26 protein-coding genes and 1 riboswitch are annotated in these 26111 nt (G+C 37.9%); of the genes, 21 read left to right on the forward strand and 5 right to left on the reverse strand.

Annotated features, from left to right (window positions below):
- Positions 1-164 precede the first annotated feature (164 nt).
- From argC to CVD27_RS09095, 12 genes are all read left to right on the forward strand, one after another.
- On the forward strand, positions 165-1202 hold the full coding sequence (gene argC / locus CVD27_RS09040) for an N-acetyl-gamma-glutamyl-phosphate reductase (protein WP_101647571.1): 1038 nt from the start codon (positions 165-167) through the stop codon (positions 1200-1202).
- Between the two features lie 40 nt (positions 1203-1242).
- Positions 1243-2505, forward strand: a complete 1263-nt coding sequence (gene argJ / locus CVD27_RS09045) for a bifunctional glutamate N-acetyltransferase/amino-acid acetyltransferase ArgJ (RefSeq protein WP_101647572.1) — start codon at positions 1243-1245, stop codon at positions 2503-2505.
- Between the two features lie 13 nt (positions 2506-2518).
- Positions 2519-3316 carry an acetylglutamate kinase gene (argB, locus tag CVD27_RS09050; protein WP_101647573.1) on the forward strand — a complete coding sequence of 266 codons (798 nt, stop codon included), beginning with the start codon at positions 2519-2521 and terminating at the stop codon, positions 3314-3316.
- The gene (locus tag CVD27_RS09055) at positions 3316-4515 is read left to right on the forward strand and encodes an acetylornithine transaminase (protein WP_101647574.1); all 1200 of its coding nucleotides are present in this window, start codon (positions 3316-3318) and stop codon (positions 4513-4515) included. Before argB ends, CVD27_RS09055 begins: the two co-directional genes overlap by 1 nt.
- Before the next feature lie 5 nt (positions 4516-4520).
- Positions 4521-5597, forward strand: coding sequence for a carbamoyl phosphate synthase small subunit (locus tag CVD27_RS09060; RefSeq protein ID WP_101647614.1), 1077 nt, complete (start codon positions 4521-4523; stop codon positions 5595-5597).
- Positions 5584-8820, forward strand: a complete 3237-nt coding sequence (gene carB, locus CVD27_RS09065) for a carbamoyl-phosphate synthase (glutamine-hydrolyzing) large subunit (protein WP_101647575.1) — start codon at positions 5584-5586, stop codon at positions 8818-8820. The genes CVD27_RS09060 and carB overlap by 14 nt, the downstream gene beginning before the upstream one ends.
- Before the next feature lie 43 nt (positions 8821-8863).
- Complete coding sequence (gene argF / locus CVD27_RS09070) at positions 8864-9781, forward strand: ornithine carbamoyltransferase (protein ID WP_257984306.1); 918 nt, start codon at positions 8864-8866, stop codon at positions 9779-9781.
- 89 nt (positions 9782-9870) lie between these two features.
- A complete protein-coding gene (locus CVD27_RS09075) occupies positions 9871-11082 on the forward strand; it encodes an argininosuccinate synthase (RefSeq protein ID WP_101647577.1) in 1212 nt (403 codons plus the stop codon).
- A gap of 225 nt (positions 11083-11307) precedes the next feature.
- Complete coding sequence (gene argH, locus CVD27_RS09080) at positions 11308-12684, forward strand: argininosuccinate lyase (protein ID WP_101647578.1); 1377 nt, start codon at positions 11308-11310, stop codon at positions 12682-12684.
- Positions 12685-12874: 190 nt separating this feature from the next.
- Positions 12875-12984: riboswitch (SAM riboswitch) on the forward strand.
- Between the two features lie 233 nt (positions 12985-13217).
- Positions 13218-14450: a homoserine dehydrogenase gene (locus CVD27_RS09085; RefSeq protein ID WP_101647579.1), complete on the forward strand. Its 1233-nt coding sequence runs from the start codon at positions 13218-13220 to the stop codon at positions 14448-14450.
- A gap of 149 nt (positions 14451-14599) precedes the next feature.
- On the forward strand, positions 14600-15844 hold the full coding sequence (locus tag CVD27_RS09090; protein WP_180960204.1) for a glycosyltransferase family 2 protein: 1245 nt from the start codon (positions 14600-14602) through the stop codon (positions 15842-15844).
- A gap of 16 nt (positions 15845-15860) precedes the next feature.
- Positions 15861-16541: a glycosyltransferase gene (locus tag CVD27_RS09095; RefSeq protein ID WP_142384082.1), complete on the forward strand. Its 681-nt coding sequence runs from the start codon at positions 15861-15863 to the stop codon at positions 16539-16541.
- A 50-nt stretch (positions 16542-16591) separates the two neighbouring features.
- Here CVD27_RS09095 and CVD27_RS09100 read toward each other — a convergent pair whose 3' ends face one another.
- Both CVD27_RS09100 and CVD27_RS09105 read right to left on the reverse strand, forming a co-directional pair.
- Positions 16592-16774 carry a YfhD family protein gene (locus CVD27_RS09100; RefSeq protein WP_101647582.1) on the reverse strand — a complete coding sequence of 61 codons (183 nt, stop codon included), beginning with the start codon at positions 16772-16774 and terminating at the stop codon, positions 16592-16594.
- Positions 16775-16891: 117 nt separating this feature from the next.
- Positions 16892-17029 (reverse strand): YfhE family protein, encoded by a 138-nt coding sequence (locus CVD27_RS09105; RefSeq protein WP_098527985.1) that lies wholly within the window; start codon positions 17027-17029, stop codon positions 16892-16894.
- A 169-nt stretch (positions 17030-17198) separates the two neighbouring features.
- Here CVD27_RS09105 and recX point away from each other — a divergent pair, with 169 nt between their 5' ends.
- Positions 17199-18017 carry a recombination regulator RecX gene (recX, locus tag CVD27_RS09110; RefSeq protein ID WP_101647583.1) on the forward strand — a complete coding sequence of 273 codons (819 nt, stop codon included), beginning with the start codon at positions 17199-17201 and terminating at the stop codon, positions 18015-18017.
- A gap of 101 nt (positions 18018-18118) precedes the next feature.
- Complete coding sequence (locus CVD27_RS09115; protein ID WP_101647584.1) at positions 18119-18445, forward strand: YfhH family protein; 327 nt, start codon at positions 18119-18121, stop codon at positions 18443-18445.
- 89 nt (positions 18446-18534) lie between these two features.
- Here CVD27_RS09115 and CVD27_RS09120 read toward each other — a convergent pair whose 3' ends face one another.
- Positions 18535-18714 (reverse strand): small, acid-soluble spore protein K, encoded by a 180-nt coding sequence (locus CVD27_RS09120; RefSeq protein WP_101647585.1) that lies wholly within the window; start codon positions 18712-18714, stop codon positions 18535-18537.
- A gap of 128 nt (positions 18715-18842) precedes the next feature.
- Here CVD27_RS09120 and CVD27_RS09125 point away from each other — a divergent pair, with 128 nt between their 5' ends.
- The gene (locus CVD27_RS09125) at positions 18843-19094 is read left to right on the forward strand and encodes a YfhJ family protein (RefSeq protein WP_101647586.1); all 252 of its coding nucleotides are present in this window, start codon (positions 18843-18845) and stop codon (positions 19092-19094) included.
- A gap of 28 nt (positions 19095-19122) precedes the next feature.
- Here CVD27_RS09125 and CVD27_RS09130 read toward each other — a convergent pair whose 3' ends face one another.
- On the reverse strand, positions 19123-20103 hold the full coding sequence (locus tag CVD27_RS09130) for a metal-dependent hydrolase (RefSeq protein WP_101647587.1): 981 nt from the start codon (positions 20101-20103) through the stop codon (positions 19123-19125).
- Between the two features lie 184 nt (positions 20104-20287).
- Here CVD27_RS09130 and mutY point away from each other — a divergent pair, with 184 nt between their 5' ends.
- Complete coding sequence (mutY, locus tag CVD27_RS09135) at positions 20288-21388, forward strand: A/G-specific adenine glycosylase (protein ID WP_101647588.1); 1101 nt, start codon at positions 20288-20290, stop codon at positions 21386-21388.
- A 39-nt stretch (positions 21389-21427) separates the two neighbouring features.
- On the opposite strand, the gene CVD27_RS09140 is transcribed toward mutY, so the two are convergent.
- Positions 21428-21652, reverse strand: coding sequence for a hypothetical protein (locus CVD27_RS09140; RefSeq protein WP_101647589.1), 225 nt, complete (start codon positions 21650-21652; stop codon positions 21428-21430).
- A 141-nt stretch (positions 21653-21793) separates the two neighbouring features.
- Here CVD27_RS09140 and fabL point away from each other — a divergent pair, with 141 nt between their 5' ends.
- The 5 genes from fabL to CVD27_RS09165 all read left to right on the forward strand — a co-directional run bounded on the left by fabL (position 21794) and on the right by CVD27_RS09165 (position 26068).
- Positions 21794-22543 (forward strand): enoyl-[acyl-carrier-protein] reductase FabL, encoded by a 750-nt coding sequence (fabL, locus tag CVD27_RS09145; RefSeq protein ID WP_101647590.1) that lies wholly within the window; start codon positions 21794-21796, stop codon positions 22541-22543.
- 75 nt (positions 22544-22618) lie between these two features.
- Positions 22619-22936, forward strand: a complete 318-nt coding sequence (locus tag CVD27_RS09150) for a gamma-type small acid-soluble spore protein (RefSeq protein WP_101647591.1) — start codon at positions 22619-22621, stop codon at positions 22934-22936.
- 295 nt (positions 22937-23231) lie between these two features.
- The gene (locus tag CVD27_RS09155) at positions 23232-23489 is read left to right on the forward strand and encodes a YgaB family protein (protein WP_101647592.1); all 258 of its coding nucleotides are present in this window, start codon (positions 23232-23234) and stop codon (positions 23487-23489) included.
- A 192-nt stretch (positions 23490-23681) separates the two neighbouring features.
- Positions 23682-24212 (forward strand): nucleoside tri-diphosphate phosphatase, encoded by a 531-nt coding sequence (ntdP, locus tag CVD27_RS09160; RefSeq protein ID WP_101647593.1) that lies wholly within the window; start codon positions 23682-23684, stop codon positions 24210-24212.
- 86 nt (positions 24213-24298) lie between these two features.
- On the forward strand, positions 24299-26068 hold the full coding sequence (locus CVD27_RS09165) for an ABC transporter ATP-binding protein (RefSeq protein ID WP_101647594.1): 1770 nt from the start codon (positions 24299-24301) through the stop codon (positions 26066-26068).
- Positions 26069-26111 lie beyond the last annotated feature (43 nt).

Here is a 26111-nt window from a genome sequence, read left to right on the forward strand (position 1 = left end):
TTTGCATATAAAATGTATAATCTTACATAGGAAAATGTAAGCGTTTACAAAAAGAAACGCATAAATTTTCAGTAAAAATCAAAAATTAGGTCATTTAAGTATTGAATATTTATATAGTTGTATGTATAATAATTCATTATGAAAGTGACTTGGGAGTTGAAGAAATGAAAGCTGCTATTATCGGTGGAACAGGTTATGGATCAATCGAGTTAATCAGGTTAATCAATAAGCACCCATATTTGGAGATTGGTTCAGTTGTATCCAACTCCCAAGCAGGGGTTAATTTTAGTGATGTGTATCCACATCTTTCAGATATTGTTGTTCAACCACTTGAAACATTTGATGCTAATAGATTAAGTGAAGATAATGAAATTGTTTTTCTTGCTACCCCCTCAGGTGTAAGCAGTAAACTTGCACCACAGCTGCTTGAAAACGGGATAAAGTGTATTGACCTTTCCGGAGATTTCCGGCTAAGGTCAGCTGAAGAGTACGAAAATTGGTATAAACATTCATCACCAGAAGAGAAGTACTTAAAACAGGCAGTGTACGGTTTAAGTGAAATCTATAAAGAGGAAATTAGGGAGGCAAGCTTTATTGCTAATCCCGGCTGCTATCCGACAGCAACTACTCTTGGTCTTTTACCAATCATAAAATCTAAATTAGCTGATGAAAATTTTATTATTATTGATGCGAAATCTGGGGTATCTGGGGCCGGAAGAGGTTTGTCATTAACTTCTCATTACTCGGAGATTAATGAAAATGTTAAAGCTTATAAACTAGGAAAACATCAACATATACCAGAAATAGAACAAGTTCTCTCAGATGAGGGTGGTAATCCAATAACGATTACCTTTACAACACATCTTGTTCCCTTGACAAGGGGAATCATGTGCACGATGTATGTGCATCTGAAAGAAAAAATTCCAACAAAAAAAGTTATTGATTTATATAAACAATTTTATCAAGAATCTCATTTTATAAGAGTACGCCCTGAAGGGAATATACCTTCAACAAAAGAAGTTATGGGATCAAACTTTTGTGATATTGGTTTGCATGTGGATGAACGGACCAATCGGTTAACTGTCATTTCCGTTATCGACAATTTAGTAAAAGGAGCTGCAGGTCAAGCGATTCAGAATGCCAACCTCATGAATGGCTGGGATGAACAAACTGGGCTTACTGATTTACCAATGTATCCATAATGAAAAGATTAATAATTTACTAGTTAAAATGCCCGGTTAAATGCCAAGGGGAAACTTAAGGGGGAAAAGAAAATTGACACAGGCCACATCAACCAACAAGATCGTTGTACTTGGAAATGAAAGTGTAACCTTACCAAAAGGGTATAAAGCGGGCGGTATGCATTGCGGAATTAAAAAGAAACGCCTTGATTTAGGATATATCGTATCGGAAGTTCCAGCAGCAGTAGCAGGAGTTTATACAACTAATATTTTTCAAGCGGCGCCACTAATCGTAACACAAGAAAGTATAGCAAAAGAAAATAAAATTCAAGCGATACTTGTCAACTCCGGTAACGCCAATGCTTGTACAGGTGAGCAGGGGTTACTTGATGCAAGCCAAATGCAAAAGAATTTCGCAGACCAGTTAGGCATAGAGCCTCATCTGGTTGCAGTTACCTCAACTGGTGTCATTGGTGAATTACTACCAATGGATTCAATTAATAATGGAATAAGCCAAATTCTTGAATCTGAATATGAACACGAGGAGAATTTTAAACAAGCGATTCTAACAACCGATACATGTATCAAACAAATTGGCGTTCAATTAACAATAGGTGGAAAAACAATTTCAATCGGCGGTGCTGCAAAAGGTTCAGGGATGATCCATCCGAATATGGCGACAATGCTTGGCTTTGTGACAACGGATGCGAATATAGCCCAAGAAGACCTGTTATTTGCGTTAAAGGATATTACAAATCAAACATTTAACATGATAACGGTGGATGGAGACACAAGTACTAATGACATGGTATTAGTTATGGCGAACGGATTAGCAGGCAATGAACAGCTAACAAAGGAACATCCTGACTGGAGCAGCTTTGTAGAGGGATTAGGAATTGTCTGTAAGGAACTTGCCAAAAAGATTGCAAGAGACGGGGAAGGGGCAACCAAGCTTGTAGAAGTTCAAGTAACTGGGGCCTTCAGCACAGATGCAGCTAAAACTGTTGGTAAATCAATTATTTCCTCTAATCTCGTAAAAACAGCCATTTATGGAACCGATCCTAACTGGGGACGAATTGTCACAGCCGCAGGATACAGTGGGGTTCCAATTGTCCCGAATTTATTAGAGGTATCCATTGGCCATTATAAAGTGTTTGAAAAGGGCTTACCATGCCAGATTGTTGAAGAAGAAGTAAAAAGCTACTTAGAACAAGAGAATGTTGTTATATATGTTGACTTAAATCAAGGTGAATACAGTGCAACAGCCTGGGGATGCGACCTTACTTATGACTATGTAAAAATTAATGCATCCTACCGCACTTAAGGGAGGACTTAAAATGAAATATTTAGTCATTAAGTGTGGCGGAAGTGTGTTAGAAAATCTGCCAAGATCCTTTTATGAAGATATTGTCAAAATGCATAAATCCAGTGAGTGGACTCCAATTATCGTTCATGGCGGAGGCCCATTAATTACTTCCTTATTAAAAAGTTTAAACGTTGAAACCAAATTCGTGAACGGACTAAGAGTAACGGACCATCAAGTGTTAGATGTTGTTGAAATGGTATTAAGCGGGTCGGTTAATAAACAGGTAGTTAGAAACCTTGTAGAAGTAGGCGGAAATGCTCTAGGGATTAGCGGTGTGGATGGAGGCTTGCTAAAGGCTGCGCCAACACCTAATGCAAAGACACTAGGATTTGTAGGAGAAGTCGTTGAAGTGAATCACAGCATCATCGAAGGTATTGTCAACCAAGGCTTTATTCCAGTAATCTCTCCTGTTGGAATCGATGCAAGTGGGCAGCGTTACAACATAAATGGTGATATTGCGGCCTCAGCGATTGCCAAATCATTAGAAGCAAACCTTTGTTTCATCAGTGATATTCCAGGTATCTTAGTTGATCATGACGGAGTAAAAACAAAGCTCGATAAGGTCTCAAAGGCCATTATTGAACAAATGATAGAAGACGAAACTATATATGGCGGGATGATTCCAAAGGTTCAAGCTGCAATTGACGGTCTTGTTCATAACATCCCTGAAGTTGGAATCATTAATGGATTTGAAAAAAATAGTCTATTGGATTATTCAAACGGCAAATGCGTCGGTACAAAAATTGTCTTAGAAGAGGAGATAGCGTAATGGTTAACGATACTTCCGTTTCCCTGACCACACCAGTAATGGCCACATATAGCCGTTTCCCTGTCACATTAGTAAAGGGAAAAGGAAGTTACGTGTGGGATGATCAAGGAAACCAGTTCTTAGATTTCACTTCTGGCATAGCAACTTGTAATTTAGGGCATGTTCCAGACCCAGTAAAGGAAAAGCTGGAGGAACAATTACAAAACTTGTGGCATTGTTCGAATCTATATAACATTCCTAATCAACAGCAGCTTGCAGCGGTATTAACAGCAAATAGCTGTGGCGATCAGGTCTTCTTTTGCAATAGCGGTGCCGAAGCGAACGAAGCTGCTATTAAACTTGCAAGAAGATACGCGAATAAAGTAAAAGGAAGCAGTTCTTCTCTAGTTGTTACCTTTCAACAATCATTTCATGGGAGAACCTTAGCTACATTAACTGCAACAGGCCAAGAAAAAATTCAGCACGGTTTTGCACCGCTAATGCCTGGATTTAGCTACCTTCCATTTAATGATGAGACAGCACTTGAACAGCTTACCACCCTTAAACCTGCAGCGGTTTTACTGGAACTCATTCAAGGGGAAGGCGGGGTTATACCGGCAAATCCGGAATGGGTAACAAAACTTGCACAAATTTGTAAAGAAAATCAGATTCTTCTAATGGTGGATGAAATCCAAACAGGCATCGGAAGAACGGGTACATTATTTGCTTATGAACAATATTCCATTGAACCAGATGTCATTAGTATTGCAAAAGGTTTAGGATCCGGTTTTCCAATTGGTGCCATCATAGCAAAAGAAGAGGCAGCAAAAGGGTTTGAACCGGGTAGTCACGGCAGTACCTTTGGCGGTAATCCATTGGCAACAGCAGCCGGACTTGCAACAGTATCTCATATTATTGAAAGTAACTTATTAGAACAGGTCAAGGGAAAGGTTGATTATCTAGATCAGCAGCTTCAGGTTCTAAAGGAGAAGTACACTTTTATAAAAGAAATTCGCGGTAAAGGGCTGCTAAAAGGTTTAGTAGTAGATATCAATGCATTAGACATCGTGCAAAAAGCAATTACTAATCAGTTGTTAATTTTAACTGCAGGACCTAATGTTGTTCGTATTTTACCGCCATTAACAGTATCAAAAGAAGAAATTAATGAATTTACTGCAAGCTTGGAAAAAACATTCCAAAGTATAGAGAAAGGCGCGTGAGTATTTTGGAAAAAGGTTATCTTACTTTGGAAACCGGAGAAGTATTTGAAGGTGTATTGATAGGTGCAGAAAAAGATTCTCTCGGAGAAGTCGTTTTTAATACAAGTATGACTGGTTATCAGGAAATCATCACAGATCCATCCTATGCAGGGCAAATAATCACTTTCTGCTATCCGATTATTGGAAACTATGGAACCAATGCATTAGATGATGAAAGTATTACTCCAGCATTAGCGGGAGTTGTTATTGGTGATTTATGTGAAGAGCCAAGTCATTATCAATCTATAAATAAATTTTCAGAAAAGCTAAAAAGTGCAGGAGTTCCTGGGATTGCAGAGGTAGATACAAGACGGCTTGTCAAAACCATACGAAGCCGTGGGACAGTAAAAGGCTATCTAGGTAAAGAAAAGGGAAACAATCTGCCTAGCGATCAAAAAGTAACGATGTGGGTGGATAAGGTATCTACTAAAAAGATTCAATATTTCAAGAATAATGGTCCTCATGTGGTACTAATGGATTTTGGATATAAGAAGTCCATCCTTCATGCCCTTTTAGAGGAAAACTGTTCTGTAACCATTGTTCCTTACACAACTACATTCGAGAAAATTAAATCTTTAAATCCAGATGGGATTTTATTAAGTAATGGACCTGGAGATCCAATGCAATTAAAAGCATGGTTCCCGGAAATTAAAAAAATAACACAGGCCTTCCCAACGCTAGGAATTTGCCTGGGGCATCAGTTAATTGCATTGTCATATGGGGCAAAAACTACAAAACTTGCTTACGGGCATCGAGGCGGAAACCATCCGGTTAAGGAACTAACCACTGGAAAGGTGAAAATAACTGCACAAAATCATAGCTATGTTGTGCTAGACGACAGTATTGATCAAAAGGTATTTAATGTTACCTACCGAAATATAAATGACCAGTCGATTGAAGGGCTGCAACATAAATTGTATCCAATTCAAACCGTTCAATTTCATCCGGAAGCACATCCTGGTCCAAGCGACACGGAATATATTTTTAAAGATTTTGTGAGTCAGATCGCATCATTGGGAGAGAACATTTATGCCGTTAAATAAAAATCTAAAAAAAGTACTCGTTATTGGTTCAGGACCAATTGTGATAGGGCAGGCAGCAGAATTTGACTATGCCGGCACACAGGCGTGTATCGCCTTAAAAGAAGAGGGAATTGAAGTTGTTCTCATTAATAATAATCCAGCTACTATTATGACAGATGAAGCAGTTGCAGATAGAGTATACATTGAGCCATTAAATGTAGAAACGATTGAGAAAATCATCCAAAAAGAGCAGCCAGATGGTGTAATTGGTACACTTGGCGGTCAAACAGGATTAAATTTAACCGTCCAGCTCTTTGAACAAAAAATCTTAGATAAATATAATGTGCAATTATTAGGGACTTCTGTGGCATCCATTAAAAATGGTGAGGACCGTGAGAAGTTCCGTAACCTCATGCTAAAAATTGGTGAACCAGTCCCAGAATCTGAGATCATTCACACTTATGAAGAAGGAGTTCAGTTTGTTCGAAAAATTGGGTTCCCTGTCATTATCCGTCCTGCTTATACCCTTGGTGGGGAGGGAGGAGGCTTTGCCTATAACGATGAGGAACTCGAAATTGTGCTAAAAAAAGGTTTAGCAGCTAGCCCTATTCATCAAGTCTTAGTCGAAAAAAGCATTAAAGGCTGGAAGGAAATTGAATATGAGGTCATGAGAGATGCAAATGATACGTGCATTATTGTTTGTAATATGGAAAATATGGATCCTGTTGGTGTTCATACAGGTGATTCCATCGTTGTTGCTCCTTCACAAACATTAACAGATGTACAATATCAAATGCTTCGTGACGTTTCGATAAAAGTAATAAGAGAATTAGAGATTATCGGCGGATGCAATATCCAGTTAGCACTAAATCCTGAATCCAATCAATACTATATTATCGAGGTAAATCCAAGGGTAAGCCGTTCATCGGCGCTTGCTTCAAAGGCAACTGGATATCCGATCGCAAGAATGGCAGCAAAGTGTGCAATTGGTTATCATCTTGATGAGATTGTGAACCCGATAACAGGTAATACATTTGCTTCTTTTGAGCCTGCGATTGATTATATTGTGGTGAAACTGCCTCGCTTTCCATTTGATAAATTCCCTGAAGCAGACCGGACACTAGGAACACAAATGAAAGCAACTGGGGAAGTTATGGCAATTGACCGAACGTTTGAAGGGGCTTTAAACAAAGCCATCCGTTCTATGGAAATGAATGTTTACGGTCTCTGTCAAACAGCTAATGAGTCATTAGATGAGTCCTCGTTGTTTGATCTTCTTAAAACAGCAAATGACAAGCGGCTATTTGTCATTGCCGAAGCATTTAGAAGAGGCATCACTCTTCAAAAAATACAAGAACTAACTGAAGTTGACCTCTGGTTTTTACACAAAATTAGCTCAATCGTTGCGTTAGAAAAGGAACTAGCTTCCTATCAATGGATGACTGTTCCAATCGACCTGCTTAAAAAAGCCAAACGAAACAATGTAGCTGACAAATTATTAGCACAAATCTTTCAAATCCCTGAAAAACAAGTAAGAGACAAGTGGAAAGAGCTTGGGTGGAAGCCTGGCTACAAAATGGTAGATACTTGTTCTGCAGAATTTGATGCCGTGACACCATACTATTATTCCACTTGGCATGGCAGTGATGAGGTAGACATCACAGATAAGAAAAAGATTCTTGTTATTGGTTCTGGTCCGATTCGTATCGGGCAAGGAATCGAATTTGATTATTGCTCTGTTCACGCGGCTAAAGCTCTCAAGAAAAAAGGTTTTGCAGCCGTCGTAATTAATAACAACCCAGAAACAGTAAGTACGGACTATTCGGTTGCCGACAGCTTGTATTTTGAACCGCTCGCAGCTGAAGATGTCTTACATGTAATTGAAAAAGAAAAAGTGGATGGCGTGTTAATCCAGTTTGGCGGTCAAACTGCGATTAATCTAGCTCATGATTTAGAAGAAGAAGGAATCAAGATCTTAGGGACAACAGTTAAGAATGTGGATCGTTTAGAGGATCGAAAGGAATTTTATCAACTTCTAGATGAATTAGCTATTCCACATATTGAAGGGAAAACTGTCTCTCATCCAGAAGAACTGTTCAAAGCAGCATCAGTCTTAGGTTACCCGGTGCTTGTCCGTCCATCGTATGTTATTGGCGGTCAATCGATGTTTACCATTTTTTCAGAAGAAGAATTGTCACAATATATTGCCCAGCTTGAGGGAAATTCACATGCAGAGATGTGGCCGTTATTAGTAGATAAGTTTTTACCAGGTCAAGAGTGTGAAGTGGATGTCATTAGTGATGGAAATCAGATTGTAGTTCCTGGGATTTTTGAACATATCGAAAAAGCAGGGGTTCATTCCGGTGACAGTATCACGGTATTTCCACCTATTTCACTTACTAACAAAGTAAAAGAAACATTAATTGATTATGCAGGCAGAATCGCAAAGTCAGCACCAGTTGTGGGCATCATGAATATCCAGTTTGTTATTTATGATGAGACAGTTTATGTGCTTGAAGTAAATCCACGCTCATCAAGAACAGTGCCGATTATTAGTAAAGTCACTGGGGTTCCAATGATCGAGTGGGCAACTAATGTTCAATTAGGTGATTCACTTTCAGAGTTAAGCCAAGATCTAGGATTATTATCAGAACCTGGTTACTTTGCCGTTAAAGCACCTGTATTTTCGTCAAGTAAGCTTAAGGGAGTCGATCATGTACTCGGACCTGAAATGAAGTCAACAGGCGAGGCACTTGGAATCGGAACTACTTTTCAGGCAGCCCTGCAAAAATCTGTACCTTTAATCAATGGAGTCAAAGAAGAAAGTTATCTCCTTTGCTCGATTTCGGACAGAGAAAAAACTGATAGTCTTGCCATTTTAAAGGAATTGGTAAACGAAGATTACAAGCTTGCAGCCACAGAAGGAACGGCTCTGTTTCTGAAGTCAAATGGCTTTGATATAGATTTAGTGGTTCAAGATGAAAATGATTTAAGTGATATTTTCCGAAATAAGCCGATTCAGGCTGTTATTAATATACCGAACCAAGGTCGTAATAAAAACAAATTTGGTTTCCAAATACGTGAGTATGCAGTCCGCTATAAAGTACCTGTGTTTACACATCTAGATACAATTGAAACAACATTAGGTGTGCAAAAGAAGCTTGGGGCTGAATACGAAGTACGAACGGTTAGCGAGTATTACAATTATGAGAAAGAAGGTGCCGTTCATGTTAGAAGCAATTAATACGGACGGAAAAAGCATCGGCAGCAAACAAACATTTAAGGGTATGAATTTTTTGCAGCTAGCCGATTATAGTACCGATCAAATCCTTTATCTGCTTAATGAAGCAGTGGAATTAAAAAAATTACAAAAACAAGGTAAACCTCATTCATTCTTAAGCGGAAAAGTATTAGGGATGATATTTGAAAAGTCCTCTACACGTACAAGAGTTTCCTTTGAAGTGGGGATGCTCCAGCTAGGAGGGCATGCGATTTTCTTGAGTTCAAAGGACATTCAGCTCGGCCGTGGCGAAAGTATTTCAGATACCGCTAAGGTTTTGTCCCGCTATATTGATGGAATCATGATTCGTACCTTTTCGCATGAGTCGGTTGAGGAGTTAGCCTCTCATGCAACAGTTCCTGTCATTAATGGATTAACAGACCTGCAGCACCCGACCCAGGTGCTTGCAGACTTACTAACGATCCTTGAGCATAAAGGAAAGTTGGCTGGCTTAAAGCTTTGCTATATTGGGGACGGCAATAATAATATGGCCCACTCTTTAATGGAAGGGGCCGCAAAGGTCGGAATGGACATCAGTATTGCCAGCCCATCGGGGTATATGCCTAATGAAGAAATTACGAAAAGGGCAGCACAAGCAGGAATGGAAACGGGAAGTACGGTTACCATCACAACTGATCCTTATGAAGCGATAAAGAATGCCGATGTTGTTGTCACAGATGTTTGGACCAGCATGGGGCAGGAAGAAGAAACTGCTATACGCTTAAAGGCATTTCAAGGTTTCCAAGTAAATGAGGAATTATGCAGTCATGCGAATAAAGATTTTATCTTTTTACATTGTTTACCGGCACACCGTGGGGAAGAAGTAACTAGTGAGATTATCGATGGGCCGCATTCAGTTGTATTCGATGAAGCTGAAAACCGTTTACATGCTCAAAAAGCAATTTTAAAACTTTTACTATCATAATGGGTTCCTTTTTTATGAGATATGTTGTATAATCATTCTATCAAATGAATAAAAATCCATATAATTGTTCAAGGAGAGTTAAAATAGATATGACTAAGGAAAAGATTGTATTAGCATACTCAGGCGGTTTAGATACATCGGTATCAGTGAAATGGATCCAAGAAAAGTACGGTTATGATGTTATTGCGTTAGGTTTAGATGTTGGTGAAGGAAAAGACTTAGAAGCTATTAAAAATAAAGCATTAAAAGTTGGCGCTTCGAAAGCGTATATGATAGATGCAAAAGAATTGCTAGCAAAAGAATATATTTTACCAGCTTTAAAGGCTAATTGTTTATATGAAGGTAAGTACCCGTTATCTTCAGCCCTATCAAGACCTCTTATTTCTAAATTATTAGTAGAAGTTGCGGAAAAAGAAGGAGCAACGGCTGTTGCCCACGGCTGTACAGGTAAAGGAAATGACCAGGTTCGCTTTGAGGTTTCCATTCAAGCATTAAATCCTAGTTTAAAAGTGGTTGCACCTGTTCGTGAGTGGGGAATGACCCGTGACGAGGAAATTAAATACGCAGAAGAAAATGGGATTCCTATTCCAGTAAATTTAGACAATCCATTCTCTATTGATGCAAATATCTGGGGACGTGCTTGTGAGGCCGGTGTTCTTGAAGACCCATGGGCAGAAGCACCAGAAGCTGCATTTGACTGGACGAATCCAATTGAATTAACACCAGATGTACCTGAATATATTGAAATCGAATTTGAACAAGGTGTTCCAGTTGCTCTGAACGGAGAAAAGCTTCCACTTGTTCAGCTTATTGAAACACTTAATACACTTGGCGGTAAGCATGGAGTTGGCCGTATCGACCATATTGAAAATAGATTAGTAGGAATTAAATCTAGAGAAGTATATGAAAACCCTGCAGCGTTAATTTTAATTAATGCTCATAAGGAATTAGAGTTTTTAACTCTAACCCGTGAAGTTACTCAATTCAAGACACAGGTTGAACAGCAAATGGCGAAGATTATTTATGAAGGTCTTTGGTACTCACCGATTAAACCAGCACTTGATGCTTTTATCGATGAGACACAAAAGGTAGTTTCTGGTACAATCCGTGTTAAGTTGTTTAAAGGAACTCATACAGTGGTTGGAAGAAAATCACCACACAGCCTTTACAATGAAGAATTAGCTACCTATGCAAAAGGTGATGCTTTTGATCATAATGCCGCTGTTGGCTTTATTAAGCTATGGGGGCTGCCAACCAAAGTTTATTCTGAAGTGAATAACAAAGAAACGATTTTAAAATAAATCCGGATTGCCCTCGAATCCAATTTTCGGGGGCTGTCTTCTTTATTGTAGATAAGAAAGTATAGAAATTGACTTTGAGAATTGTCTAGCTCCAGCGCCTAGCCCCTCGAGGTCACAAGACAATCCGTCCAAAAGGTTAAAAGGCAACCTTTCGGCCGGCTTGTCTTGTGCTTGTCGGGGCTGACCAAGGCGCTTGCGCTTTTCTTATTTAGGAGGAACAGAGTAATGTCAAAGTTATGGGGCGGTCGTTTTACGAAAGAAACCAATAAACTCGTGGAGGAATTTACAGCATCGATCTCCTTTGATCAAAAGTTAGCGAAAGAAGATATTGCCGGCAGTCTGGCACATGTTCAAATGCTGGGAGAATGCGGAATTATTCCGACGGAGGATGCCGATAAAATAAAGGATGGCCTTTTAGCTATTAAAAAAATGGTGGATGCTAACGAGGTTGAGTTTTTAGTTGAAGATGAAGATATTCATATGAATATTGAAAAGCTTTTAATTGAAAAAATTGGTCCTGTCGGAGGAAAACTTCATACAGGAAGAAGCCGTAATGACCAAGTGGCAACTGATATGCATCTTTACTTAAGAACCAAAACAACTGAACTGATTAAATTAATTGAGGATGTCCAGCAGGCATTAATTGGGCAGGCAAAAGAGCACATTCATACCTTAATTCCTGGTTACACCCATTTGCAGCGAGCTCAGCCAGTATCCTTTGCCCATCACCTAATGGCCTACTTTTGGATGTTTGAACGTGATAAAGAAAGACTCATCGATTCACTAAAAAGGGTTAATTGGCTGCCGCTTGGCTCTGGTGCACTGGCAGGAACAACTTTTCCAATCAACCGTGAGCGAGTAGCTGAAATTTTAGGTTTTGAAACAATTTATCCGAATAGTATGGATGCGGTGAGTGACCGCGACTTTATAATGGAATTTTTATCGATCGGGTCTATTATTATGACACATATTTCTAGATTTTCTGAGGAATTGGTCATTTGGTCAAGTCAGGAGTTCCAGTTTGTTGAACTTGATGATTCTTTCTGTACAGGTTCCAGTATTATGCCACAAAAGAAAAACCCAGATGTACCAGAATTACTGCGTGGTAAAACAGGAAGGACCTATGGGAACCTGATTGGATTATTAACGGTTCTTAAAGGCTTGCCACTAGCTTATAATAAAGACCTGCAAGAAGATAAAGAAGGTATGTTTGATACGGTTGAGACACTCGAGGGTTCTTTGAAGCTTTTAGCCCCAATGATCGAAACGATGACAGTGAATAAAGATGTGATGCGAAAAGCTATCAATAATGATTTTTCTAACGCAACGGATATTGCTGACTATCTAGTTAGAAAGGGTTTGCCATTCCGTGATGCTCATGAAGTCATTGGGAAAATAGTTTTATATGCCATTCAATCAAATAAGTTTTTACTTGATTTAAGTTTCGAAGAATATCAGGGTTTCAGTCCTTTGTTTGAAGATGATATTTATGAGGTATTGGCTCCAGAGCATGTTGTTGCAGTTAGAAACAGTTTCGGCGGCACTGCTCCAGAACAGGTAGAGTACCAAATAAAACTTGCAGAAGGTAAACTTCAAAGATAAGACAATTTCAGGCTCGCCAAGTGGCGGGCTTTTGTTTATTCATAAGACTTTAAATTAGATTGAATATTAATAAAGTAGAAAACATCTCATCTATCGTTTTATCTTATTAAGAATATATTGACATTTACAAATAATTAAATTACAATACTTTTTATACTTAACTTGGAATTATATGAAAAATAAAATATAACTCTTATCCAGAGAGGCGGAGGGACTAGGCCCGATGAAGCCCGGCAACCTTCAAGGTGATCCTTGAAAAGGTGCTAATTCCTGCAGGTTATTTTACCTGAAAGATAAGAGGAGGAATCCGCCCTCTTCTTATGAAGAGGGCTTTTCTTATTTTTGGACTGTGATTTAGGAACTATGTTGATTGGAGCGGAAGGTGCGAGACTCCTGCGGGAGTACGGGGCCGAGGAGGCTCCCCGGCACGCCCGCGGAAAGCGAGCGCCTGGAGAGGAAATCAACATACAAGTTTAACACAGCATATTTTTTAGAAAAATTATGAAGAAATAAACTTAGAAGGGTGGATCAACATGTCTGTAATTAAAGTGGCAATTCTCGGTTTTGGGACTGTGGGTGAGGGATTTTATCGGACCATTCAATCTCATGAAGAAGAATTGAAAGCTGTTTTAGGCAGAAAGGTAGAGGTGGCTGCCGTTCTAATCAGAAATAAGCAGAAGGAAAGAGATATTAATAAAGAAGTTATTGTTACGACAGACTTTACAGATATTCTAAATCTCCCACAGCTTGATGTAGTTGTTGAAGCCATAGTTGATAAGGATCCAACCTACTCTTTTTTAAAGAAAGCCATTCAGCGAGGCTGTCATATCATTACAGCAAACAAGGAAATGTTTGCCCACCATGGACAGGAGCTTCTTGAACTTGCTAAAAAGCATAATGTCTCGGTTGGATATGAAGCAACAGTAGCTGGTGGGATACCAGTAATTCAAACATTGAGACAATTATTAAATGTAAATCGAGTTCAGCAGGTTCAAGGAATTTTAAATGGAACATCTAACTTTATTTTAACTGAAATGCGGGAGAAGAAGCTTTCATTTGCAGAGGCTTTACGAGCAGCACAAGAAAACGGCTTTGCGGAGGCAGACCCAACTAATGACGTGGAAGGTTTCGATGCATTCTATAAAGCAATGATTCTTAGCAGACTTGCCTTTGGGGAGGAACCCAATTGGCATGATGTGGAACGGGCGGGAATAACTTCGATAACAAGTAAACTAATCGACACAGCTGAAAGACTTGGACTAAGATTTAAACATATTGCTATTATAAGAAAATCAGGCAATCAACTGACTGCATCTGTTAAACCAGTTCTTGTTGGAAAGGAGCACCCTTTATATCATGTAGAAGGGGTTCAGAATGCAGTAAATATTTATTCGGATATCGTTGGACAAATCACACTTCAAGGGCCAGGCGCAGGGATGTTTCCAACAGCAAGTGCAGTTATTGAAGACCTAGTCTACGTATGTCAAAACCGTCCTGTAACCCAAGGTTTAACACCAACTAAAGAAATAAATGCTGGTTCGCAGGAACTGATTCAGCAGGAAGAAACCTGGCTAATTAGCAGCCTTTTGAAAAATGTAAATAATTACTCAATTAATATAATAGAACATGTTGAAGAAGGAATGTTCATTGTCAAGGCGGTTAAGGATGAGATTGAAAACCTTTTTCATCAAAATGGAGAACTGTTATATTATCCAATATTAGGGGATTATGACAGTGAATCTAAATTGGCAAAATTAGCTTTATAAAAACAATATGATCATAAACAAAAAGAGCCTCCAAGCTCTTTTTTTGTGTCTTATATTCTCTCACCCTTTTATAAAAAGTAAATCGAATCCATTAAAATAGGTAATAGTTTAGTCAGATACAAATGGCATTCATATTCTATAAAGATCAAATGGACAAGTTTGACAAAAAGGAAGTGAAGAAATGTACTATGTCAGCCAATACGAATCATGAGATTGAAGTCAGTATTATTATTCCATCGCAAAATAAGTATCCATTAAACTTATATTCCCTCTACTCACTCGAGTATCAATCCTTTAACCCAAAGAAAATGGAAGTAATCTTTATAAATGATGCCTCAACAGATCAAACTGACGAACGACTGAAAAATTACCATCCCCCCTATCATTTTCAATACATTCACAGTACCCAAAAACTAGGGAGAGCAAGGGTCAGAAATTTAGGTGTCCAATCGGCAAGGGGGAACATTATTATTTTCCTTGATGCGGAAATGATTACGGAGCCTGATTTTGTTGAAAATCACTATAATTATCACCTAGATTCTAAAAATGTTATTGTGTCAGGTGCTATGTATTCCAAAGCATTATACTCCTGCATTTTCTCCTCCTTCTCTCAGGAGCAAATAAACAAGCTCGGTAAACTAGCCAAAAATAATCAACAGTTTTATCAGAGATTGAATAAATGTCAATTCCCGCTTAATAAACCATTCCCCTTGCTTGATAAAAAGGACATTGAAACTGGTACATTTAAAGTATTATCGTTTAATGCCTATCCATGGTTCGAGCAGATTACTACTAATTTTAATGAACTAATGGAAGGATTCTCGTTCCCATGGATGGCTTTTCTAACTGGGAATCTTTCTATGCGTAAAGAGTTTATTATGGAAGCTGGATTGTTTGATGATGAGTTTTTCCATTATGGCTATGAGGATTGGGAATTAGGCTACCGATTATATAAAATGGGTGCAAAGTATTTAATCAGCAATAAGATGGTCACTTACCATCAGGAGCATCCTGTTGAGGAAAGAAAATGGAAAGAAGCTGTTGGGAACTTCGGTCTTTTTGCTTTAAAGCACCGTGATATTGATGTGCTGATTTTATGTATAGAGCTGGCTAGAATGGCAGACCTAGTCACGATGAACAATATTTTAAAAGAGTATAAATCGCTTCTTACATCCAATCCAGACAAATATGAAAGTTTTTCAGACAAATTTATTTATATACTAGAAACCATATTTCTTATGTTAGAAGTGGATATTCGTCATTTTAACCTCTTAGGTGCGGCAGGATTTAGCACACAAGAAAGAAAAGAGTTTCAAAAAGATATTAAACAAATAAAAAAATTAAAAAAATATCCGAATTTAACAGAATTTCTAAAAAAGGTTTATAAATCATAAGAGAGGAGTGAAATGAGTGGTCTCTATTATTACTTGTACAATAAGAGAGGATTGCATGGATAATGTTTTTAAGAATTACCAGCAGCAAACCTGGAAGGAAAAAGAATTAATTGTTATTTTGAATAAAGATTCTATGGATATTGATCGTTGGATTAATAAGGCAAAAGGATACCCAAATGTTCGAGTTTATCAATTGCATGAAAAGGCAGCTTTAGGAGATTGTTTGAATTTTGGAGTTTTGAAATCTAACTATGATATTATAGCTAAATTTGACGATGATGATTATTATGGACCTAATTACATTACAAATGCAATGTCTATTTTTGAAGACAAAAATATATCGATAATCGGTAAAAGCTCTATTTTTATTTACTTTAAGAATAAAAATGCATTGATTCATGTCCAGGGAACTGAAAATGGTATATCTGATACGGTAGCCGGTGCAACCTTGATATTTAGAAAAAATGTGTTTTATTTTGTGCGATTTGAAAAAGTAAATCGTGCTGAGGATTACTTTTTTATTGATTATTGCAAAAAAGAAGGATTTAATGTTTATTCAAGTGATCGCTATGATTTTACTGTTATACGGCAAAACTCCGAAAATCATACATGGAAGATATCAGATGAGGATTTGATGGGATGGGGAGACCTGGTTGGTTATACGGAAGATTTTCAATCCATAGTATCAAAAAAATGATTTAATATAAGAAGCAGGGTACCCCCTGCTTCTTATTATTTAAATCAAAATTATTTTCTATTTCGATTTTTTACACGCTGGTTTGCAGCATTGGCACGTGCTTGAGCCTCAAGGTCTGCCTGATCAGCTAGTTCAGCTGAATACTCAACATCTTGCCCATCTGTTTTTAAATTTTTAGGAACTTGTGGAAGTGACGCTTTATTATTGCTCTTTTGTCCGTGTGTTCGGCCCATGAAAAAAAACCCCTTTCAAATTTAACTTATAAGAGCTGTAATTGCTCTCAATGTTAGTTTTTACAGTCTGAAAGGAGTCCATTAATGGAAAATTTTAAAACAAAGCACTGTATGTTTTTAAATACGAGTCTTTTTGTCTGTAAAACCAGCCGCACGGTCAGCCATCTTAAAATCACGCTGATAGCGAACCTCTTGCATGCTTGTTAAAGAGTATTTTCCTCCGCCTCTGCTGTCCTTCTTCTTCTTTTCACCCATTTAGCTCATCCCTTTCAACATTTTTTTAGTTAAAACTTATAAACCATTGTGGTAAACAAATATGTACTTATTTCCATTTTTACCTTTTCCAAAAAAATGATACGGTTTTTTGCAATATATTTTAAAAAAAGATTCATCCGTATGGTAAAGTAATTTTGAGGTGAAGGATATGGCCATTATTACAAAAATCACCACGCAGCAGAAGAACCAAGACCGTTTTAATATTTTTATGGATTATGGCAAGGGTAAAGGTGAGGAATTTGCATTTAGTGTCGATAGTGATGTTTTAATCAAATTTCAATTGAAAAAGGGAATGGTGCTTGATGACTTTTCCTTCTTAGAAATTCAATACCAAGATGACATCCGCAAGGCTTACAATTTGGCTGTGAATTATCTTTCTAGAAGAATGAGGTCAGAAAAAGAGATTGAAGATTACCTTGCCCAAAAAGAAGTGGACGAGCCTATTATTAAAGAGGTTATTTATAAATTAACGGAGCAGAGATATATCAATAATCAGGAATATGCCTTAGCTTTTGTAAGGACCCAGGCAAATACGACAGATAAGGGACCAAATGTTATAAAAATGGAATTAAAAGAAAAAGGAATTCCAGATGGGATTTTGCTTGAGGCCATGGATGAATTTATGTTAGAGCAGCAAATTGAAAAGGCAGAGAAAATAGCGGAAAAATTTTATCAGAAAAATTCGAAGGAATCTTCAAAGATCAAAAAACAAAAGCTTGAGCAATTACTCCAAAGAAAAGGATACACCTATGAAGTCATTAACATTGCGGTGAATGAATCAGATGTACCAAAACAAGATGATAAAGAAATGGAAGCTGTTAGATTTCAAGGCGAGAAAGCCCATAGAAAGTTCGCACAGCTCGAAGGATATGAGTATCAGCAAAAGATGAAGCAGGCGTTGTACCGTAAAGGTTTTAGTATGGATTTAATTGAGCGCTATTTGGCGGAGAAAGAGGAGAATACGTGACAGCGTGCTTGTGGAAGTTTATAGATTGGTAAGATAAACCTATAATGTCACTTTCAACTGATATAAGCTTTTTAAAAATCATAATAGGAGAGTGAAGGGAAATGTATCAACAAGAGAGACGTTACAGTGAGATGACTGAACATGAATTAAGACAGGAAATCGCGGATCTTAAAGAAAAAGCGAGGAAAGCGGAACAAATGGGAATGGTGAACGAATTCGCTGTCCTGGAAAGAAAAGTGCAAATGGCCAGAGCCTATTTACTTAATCCTGATTCGTTTAAGCCTGGTGATATTTATCAAATTGAAGGGGACCCTGGCCAATATTTTAAAATTGACTATATGAACGGTGTTTTTGCCTGGGGCTACCGTTTAAAAGGTGATGGGAAAGAGGAAGCACTGCCTATCTCAGTATTAACGCCTTTAAAGTAATGGATAAGCGAAAGCTAAAAGACAAACCAGAGGAAACCTCTGGCTTGTCAGGTAAACTTTAAGCATTGTCAAGGGCTAAAGCTGCGATACTATTTCCAAACAGCTTGTGGGGATTCGTCATCACGTTCTCCTGAAGCCCGCATACGTTCTTGTGGGTGAGTATTGATGCTGCCATCCGCTCTTGTGGAAGCAAATTCTGCTTTTGCCCGCGGTTCACCCTCAAGTTTGTTATTATTTTGGTTTGGAAAATTCGTCGCTTTATTTCTCATGCTGTACCTCCATATAGGGAATGAGAAAAACGTGAAAAGCACCATTTACTACGTGCCAACCACGTACTATTAGTATGGCTAATTGATTGAAGGTTATGTTATAAGAAAATGGTTTTGGGGGGTTGTTTATGAAGGAATACCATGACAGATTAATTAAGATGTTAATGGAGAAAAACGGACAGTTGAGCTATGAACAGGCTCGAACTTGGGTCGAATTACTATGGGATGATTTTGAAACGACGTATGCAAAAGCAGGCTGGGAATATAAGGGCAGTGAAATGGCAGAGCAGATTGTTACACAGTGGATTTCCAATTATGGTGACAAGCTTCATGAGTTTGTCGCAACAAACCCAAAATATAAAAAGTTTTTGACTCAATAATGAAAAGAAGGGCTCATGAAAGCCCTTCTTAACTTGGAATAATACTTAATTTCTTTCGTAACTTCTTCTCGCTAAACACCCATCCAGTATATGAGCTGATTGGCTTTAAATCGCAATCTAATTGAACAACAGCGACAAACGGGTAGTGACCATTACTTCTATACCGTAAATCAATAAAGCGAACTTCATAAAAATCATTATATTCATCAACTTCCCATCGATAGACGGGGGAAAATGACAAAAATGCTGAAAGATTTGTATCCTTTTTAGCTGCTTCAATTACAGGTGTATTAGGAACTGGGATACGAATAAATTGGTCAAGTATCTGCACTTCATTATTTACAGCTCTCCCTACAAAAAAATGCTCTTTGTTCATTGCAGCAATCCTCCATTGATGAAACCTCATGGTTGGCGCAATAATGACTTCCGTAGCATCAGGGATTATTTTTTTTACTTCGCACAAAACTTTATTCTTAGCCATATACCTTCTAAGGTAATATGCAATAATGACAGCATACATTATTAAAAAGGTAACTCCCGGTTTTGCTCCAAATATCCAGAGAAAGATCCCGATAATATGAATTGCGAAAATGATGGGATCAAATGTATTAATTACACCAAGCGCTACCCATTTAGAGGAAAAAGGTCTAAGTGCTTGCGTCCCATAGGCATTAAAAATATCAACAAATACATGTATGAATACAGCAGCAAAAGTCCAAGCCCATAAATGTAATAAGTTTGCACCGGTAAAAAACGGATAGACCACCGCAATAATTAGCAAAGGCCATAAAATAACTGCCGGTATAGAATGTGTGACTCCACGATGATTTCGAATATAAATTGCATTGTTTCTAAGTTTTAATACAGTGTCAATATCTGGTATTTGGGAGCCTGCAATTGTGCCGATTAACACACTTGTTGCGGTTGCATGACTGCCAGCGACTACTGGATCAAGTGTTGCAAGACCTCCCAAAGCTATACCCATTACCACGTGAGTTCCAGTATCCAAAAGGATATTCCTCCCTTAGTATATTCTTGTCAAAAAAGCGATTTTAGCTTATCGTAAATGAATGGACTTTTAAGATTTGTCCAGTCAAGTTCCCAGGTTTAGTAACTAGCTAAACGGGAATTTTCGCTTTTCTTATTATTTTCCCTTTTTTTGAGATGTTTAACAATCTGGAGGATCAAAAGTTATGATTATTGAACATGAAAATTCTGAAAAAATCAATATAAATGCCTTTCAAGATGATTTAATTTCCTGGTTTAAAGCAGAACAGCGTGATCTGCCATGGCGGAAGGATCAGGACCCCTATAAAGTATGGGTGTCAGAAATTATGCTCCAGCAGACAAGGGTGGATACAGTTATTCCTTATTTTAATCGATTTATTGAATGGTTTCCGACCATTGATGATTTGGCAAATGCTGATGAAGATAAAGTGTTAAAAGCATGGGAGGGCCTAGGTTATTATTCCAGGGTACGTAATCTTCAATTCGCAGTAAAGGAAGTAAGAGAGAAATATAACGGAGAAGTGCCAAATACACCGAAGGAAATCGCTGAACTAAAGGGAGTAGGACCATATACAGCTGGAGCGATTTTAAGTATTGCCTATGGTCTCCCAGAGCCTGCTGTGGACGGAAATGTAATGAGAGTATTATCACGAATTCTTTTGATTTGGGAGGATATAGCAAAAACCTCCTCAAGAAAAACTTTTGAACAGGCAGTTCGTGATTTAATTTCTCATGAGGATCCTTCCTCTTTTAACCAGGCCTTAATGGAGCTTGGTGCATTAATTTGTACTCCAACATCGCCTTCTTGCTTATTATGTCCCGTTCGGGAGCACTGTCAGGCCTTTTTCGAAGGGGTACACGAAGAACTTCCTGTTAAAACGAAAAAAAAGAAAACACGAGATGTGCAACTTGCCGCTACTGTCCTCACTAACTCAGCAGGTAAACTGCTTATTCATAAACGCCCTTCTAATGGCTTGCTTGCAAATTTGTGGGAATTCCCAAATGTTGAAATTTACCACAATTTACAAAATGAGCGGGAAGAGGTAGCAAACTTATTTTCTCAAGAGTTACATTTAAATACACAGCTTGATCGAATTATCGGCCAAATAGAACACGTTTTCTCCCATTTGGTTTGGAATATCAAAGTCTATATTGGGACACTTTCTGATGATTTTCAGGAAAGTGAAGATTGGAAGCTTGTCTCCTTTAAAGAAATTGAGGATTTTGCCTTTCCTGTCTCTTATCAAAAAATGTTCCAAATGTATAAAAATTTCTTAGAGGAATAAACGCGTTAGTTTAGCGTTTATTCCTCGTTTTATATCCTATTAGTCATAAACTGTTTTGGTTCCATGGGTATAGTCTGCTTCTTGGCGTTTCATCCCGCCGCGGTGTTCGATTTCCTCAATAATCTCTCGATGAATCGTTTGTCCCTCACTATTTAAATATGGGGCAATCTGTTGGAAGGAATGGTGAAAAAAGGCTAATTCACTATCCTTCCAATCTGTTTTCAACATCATTGAAAGCTCAGTCATATCCCGACCTATATACATTTACCTAATCTCCCTTCCACTGTATTTGATTTTAGTGTTTTATATTAATTGTCTTCTATTCATGGAAAAGATAAAATGAATAGAAAAGTAAAGCGTTTTTCGATTAAATCTGAAACAAATACATAAAAGGGGTAAAAGCATATGACACAAAAAGTCGCACTGATCACAGGCAGCAGTAGAGGTATTGGCAAGGCTACGGCTCTTAGCTTAGCAGAAGAGGGATATGATATTGTTATTAACTATGCAAGAAGTAAAAAGTCAGCTCTTGAGGTGGCTGAACAGATTGAAGCACTTGGCAGGAAAGTTTTGGTCGTAAAAGCAAATGTTGGAGATGTAGCAAAAATTAAAGATATGTTTGCTCAAATTGATCAAGAATTCGGTCGACTGGATATTTTTGTAAATAATGCCGCTTCAGGTGTTCAGCGTCCAGTAATGGAATTAGAAGAGTCACACTGGGATTGGACACTAAATATTAATAGTAAAGCTTTGTTATTTTGTGCTCAAGAAGCAGCAAAGTTAATGGAAAGAAATGGCGGCGGGAAAATAGTCAGCATCAGTTCACTTGGTTCGATCCGCTATTTAGAAAATTACACAGTTGTGGGTGTTTCAAAAGCGGCTCTGGAAGCTTTAACAAGATATTTAGCAGTTGAGCTGGCACAAAAGAATATCATAGTTAATGCTGTTTCTGGTGGTGCTGTGGATACCGAAGCATTAAAACATTTTCCTAACAGAGAAGAATTGTTGCAAGAAGCGAGGGAAAAAACTCCAGCGGGGCGAATGGTGGAAATTGATGACATTGTTAATAGCGTCATGTTCCTTTTATCTGATGAATCAAGCATGATTAGAGGACAAACCATTATTGTGGATGGAGGAATTTCATTACTGGTTTAAAAAATATTTTCAAATAATTTTTTTGGGATATTCTCCACGAAGCCGGGACATATTAATTTCGTGGAGGTGATATCAATGGCAAACTTCAATCAACAGCCAAACAAAACTTCAGCTGGAACTAACATCCAAGAAGTAAGACAGCAAAACGCTCAATCAGCTGGTGCAGGTGCTGCAGGTTCTTTTGGAACTGAATTTGCAAGCGAAACTAATGCTGCAGAAGTAAGACAGCAAAATGCTCAATCAGCAAGTGCGGGTGCTGCTGGTTCTGCAGGTGCTGCAGGTTCTTTTGGAACTGAATTCGCTAGCGAAACTAATGCTCAAGAAGTAAGACAGCAAAACCAACAATCTCAAGCTCGTAAGAATCAAGGCAGCGGTCAATTCGGCCAAAGCTAATACTTAAAAGAAGGCACTCTTCATTCGCAAGAGTGCCTTTTCGTTTTTGTCCAGCTTCAGCCTAGCCCCTCGAGGTCACAAGCTCCGTCCAAAAGGTTATTAAAAAGCAACCTTCTGGCCGGCTTGGCTTGTGCTTGTCAGGTCTAGGAAAAAATGAACTACTTTTTACCCTGACCAAGGCGCTTCCGCTTTTCTATTTCGACAAAACTTCCTGTATGTCTACAGAAGTTGTCAAAGGGATATGGGAGTTATTCAAGAATACATATAGTAGCTTAAAAATAAGGCGGTGAGGGAAATGGATCATTTTAACCGATTAGTTTCCGAACAAATGGTAACAATGGAAAAACTTCTATATCTGCAAGCTGAACTTGAGAGATGTCAACAAATTGAGGAAGAGCTTCAGAATCTGCAAAATGAAACCAATCTTGAAAGTATTCAAAACGATATTCAATCTATGAAAAAAGAGCTAAAAGAGATTCAGTTAATTTTTGAAAAACAAACAGAAGAGGTCATTAACTCTTACCGAGAAATGAACTTAACCCCCTCTTTATAGTTTTACGACTAAAAAATAAAGAAAAAATACACAATTTTTTACAAAGAGCCATGGAAATCTGGCTCTTTTGTTTTAAATTCTTGTCTTAACCGTTATAATAATAAAAAATAGGAATTTTACTTTGTTACCTTTTGTCGTTATGAGTGAATAAAAATAGGTTTCAAAGCGTTCGAAATGAAGGTAGGGGAGAAAATGGTCGTACCCATCGAAGGTGAACCAATGCAAATACATAGCTATAAACACAATGGGCACATCCATCGCGTCTGGGAAGAAACAACTGTTTTAAAAGGGTCGCAGAATTTGGTAATTGGCGGAAATGACCGGACACTTGTAACAGAGTCAGATGGTAGAACATGGATTACAAGAGAACCCGCTATTTGTTATTTCCACTCTCAATACTGGTTCAATGTAATTGGAATGATTCGTGAAGACGGCATTTATTATTACTGTAATATTAGTTCACCATTTATTTTCGATGGTGAAGCACTTAAGTATATTGATTATGATCTTGATATCAAAGTGTATCCTGATATGACCTTTAACTTACTAGACGAAGATGAGTATGAACGGCATCGTCGTGAGATGAATTATCCAGATGTGATAGATAAAATTTTAAAGAGGAATGTTGACAAATTAATTCAATGGATTCGTCAGCGTAATGGTCCTTTTGCACCTGATTTTATCGATATTTGGTATGAACGTTATTTAACTTACAGACGTTAAATACTTTTGCTGTAAAAAGAACCTGTTGTTCGGAGAGCAACAGGTTCTTATCTGTTTAACTATTTTCTGGAAAAGGAGGGGATCTTTTGAGCAGTATTCGCAGATATCTGGAATTTGTAAAACCGTATCGTATACAAATCTTATGGACCGTCATCATCGGGATTATTAAATTTTCCATTCCGCTGATTATTCCTATGCTAATAAAGTATGTGGTCGATGATATTGTTGGGAACCATGGGCTTTCTCAAGATGAAAAGGTTTATAAACTAATGATCATTATGGGAGCTATGATTATTGTCTTTGTCATTCTTAGGCCTCCAATTGAATATTATCGTCAATATTTTGCTCAATGGACTTCGAGCAAAATTCTATATGATATCCGTGACCGAATGTATACTCATATTCAAAAGCTAAGCTTTCGTTATTTTTCAAATAATCGTGCGGGAGAAATCATCTCCCGTGTAATTAATGATGTAGAACAGACCAAAACCTTCGTTATTTCCGGATTAATGAATTTGTGGCTCGATATAGCTACAATTGCGATTGCTATTATCTTTATGTTTTATATGAGTGTTAAATTAACCTTTGTATCGATTTTGTTATTTCCTCTGTATGCATTTTCAGTCCGATATTTTTTCGGTAATCTTCGAGTTTTAACCAGAAGACGTTCACAAGCACTGGCAGAGGTACAGAGTTATTTGCATGAAAGAGTGCAAGGAATGCCTGTTATTAAAAGCTTTGCCATTGAAGAGTTTGAGCAGAAACAATTTGATAAGCAAAATAAAAATTTTCTAGAAAAAGCATTGCTGCACACCAGCTGGAACGCAAAATCTTTTGCAGCCGTGAACACAATTACAGATATAGCACCATTAATTGTGATTGGATACTCAGCTTATCTCGTTATTCAGCATCAATTGTCACTTGGAACCATGGTTGCTTTTTTTGCTTATATAGATAAACTATATAATCCGTTAAGAAGACTTGTAAATTCCTCGACTACCATCACACAGTCATTTGCTTCAATGGATCGGGTATTTGAATTTCTGGATGAAAAATATGACATAGTTGATAAGACTGATGCTAAAGATTGTACGAATATAAAGGGAGAAATATCCTTCGAACACGTTTCATTTTCTTATGGTAAAGAGGATGAGATGGTTTTAAAAGACATCCATTTAAATGTAAAAAAGGGAGAAACCATTGCTCTGGTCGGGATGAGCGGTGGAGGAAAATCAACGCTAGTTAGTCTTATTCCTCGTTTCTATGATGTAACAAAGGGGAGAATTACTTTAGACGGTGTGGATATACGTGAATTTAAGGTTCAAACTCTTAGAGATAAAATAGGAGTTGTATTTCAAGATAATATTCTATTTAGTGAATCTGTTAAAGATAATATATTATTAGGAAAGCCTGAAGCTTCTGAAGAAGAAGTGTATCAAGCAGCCAAAGCTGCAAATGCCCATGAGTTTATTTTAAACCTATCAGAAGGATATAACACCAAGGTAGGAGAACGGGGGGTAAAACTTTCTGGCGGTCAGAAGCAGCGTGTGGCCATTGCCAGGGTGTTTTTGAAAAACCCGCCAATCTTAATTCTCGATGAAGCCACATCAGCCTTGGACTTGGAAAGTGAGCATCTCATTCAAGAGTCACTTGAGGAGCTGGCGAAAGACAGAACAACTTTTATTGTTGCCCATCGTTTATCGACCATTACCCATGCCAGTCGGATTGTCTTAATTGAGCACGGGCAGATTGTTGAGGCAGGCACACATGAGGAACTTATGGCTAAACAGGGAAATTATTATAAGCTATTCCAGGTTCAGCAGCTTGAAAGTAAGAAAGAGCAAGCATCTGTATAGGTTAAAAAATGATAAAATGAACCCGAGCAAAACAAAAATTGCT

Source organism: Neobacillus cucumis (assembly GCF_002860255.1).
Taxonomy (GTDB): domain Bacteria; phylum Bacillota; class Bacilli; order Bacillales; family Cytobacillaceae; genus Neobacillus; species Neobacillus cucumis_A.